This is a genomic window from Vibrio sp. Vb0304 (genome assembly GCF_033338995.1).
Taxonomy (GTDB): domain Bacteria; phylum Pseudomonadota; class Gammaproteobacteria; order Enterobacterales; family Vibrionaceae; genus Vibrio; species Vibrio alginolyticus.
Genome location: NZ_JAWOTT010000158.1, coordinates 1 through 1,334, shown reverse-complemented (window position 1 = coordinate 1,334; position 1,334 = coordinate 1). Strand labels below are relative to the sequence as shown.

The following is a 1,334-nucleotide window of genomic DNA, read 5'->3' as shown; positions in this document are numbered from 1 at the left end:
ATCACCAGCAAGAATCCAACGGCGACGGCTTTCGTCAAATAAGTTACGACAACTGCTGTAATCGTCTGGAATGGACGATACACCAAGCATATCTTGCAGTAGCGTAACTGAAAGGTCTAAATGGCTCGTGCTGTGATTAAACTCACCAGCCATCATACCAGGCCAATGGATTACCATAGGCACCTGCAATTGGTAACGACTGTAGTTACTGTTTGCGCCCCAGCTATTGGTATTGGTTTCGTTAAACTCACTGCCATGGTTGGAAGTGACGATAACAACGGTGTTTGCCAATAATTGAGCGTCTTCAAGTGTTTTGATAATACCGCCGACTTTGTCATCCGCAGATTTCACGGCAAACTCATAAGCATTTTTGAAGCGTTCACTCGCCGACATATCTTCTTTCGAGTTCGACGGGATAGATTCAAAATTATCTACCGTAGTAACTTCGATGTAGCTGAACCAAGGCTGGTTCGCTTTTTCCGTTAGCCACATGTTCCAATCGGCGATAGATTGTTTATCGGTATGGGCTTGAGTACCATCCAGTTTTTCAGCTAGGTTTACACCTCGGAAGACGATTTCTGAATAAAGGTCATCTTCAAAACCACTGCCGCTAAACAAACCGAAGGTGTAGCCTTGATCTTTAAGTACATCAAGAAGTACAGGCGAGGCACCTTGTGCCTTGATGCTAGAGGCGTAACTCGTTGGTAAACCATAGAACAAGCCAAATGCACCGTAGGTGTCATTGCTTGAGCTGTAGTGTTTACGGAAGTTTTGGTTTTGCTGTGCAAACTCGTAGAGGTTTGGCATTTCTTCTTGATTCAGCGCGTCGGCACGAAGGTTATTTACGCTGATCATCAACACGTTCAACTTGTTTACACGGCGGTTGAATTCAAGTTTTTCTAGTGGGTAGTTCACCAGCTCAACGTTATTTTCATTCTCCGCTAAGCGTTTTAGGTACTCTTCACGGTCAAGCAGACCATGTTTTTCCATAAAGCTTTTCGCCGTCATTGGGTAAGAAAGCGGGAAGTTTGAGCGTTGGCTCGTGATCGGATTATAGAAATAGGCATCAGCCCAAATGTAGACCAAATGGCTGGTCATAAAGCTCAAAAAGAACACGGCAGCCAGTGGACGACCAACGTGTTTGTGAGAAAGTTTGCGTTGTTTACGCCAAACCCATTCTGATAAGGCGAGCTGAACAAGGAATATCAGCGGCATCACAACAAACAGGTGTTGTAGATCCGAGCTTAACGCACTTTTATCATCGCTGAATAACAGCTCCCAAACCACAGGGGTTAGGTGCAGGTTAATGGATTGGTATGCCTGGGTATCAATCA

The 1,334-nt window shown here is 44.9% G+C and carries 1 protein-coding gene; it reads right to left on the bottom strand.

Translation table 11 applies throughout. The features are described from left to right. Nucleotides 1–1,334 (bottom strand): DUF3413 domain-containing protein (locus R7P35_RS24630; protein WP_318092973.1); only part of this gene is annotated, 1,334 nt, incomplete at both ends.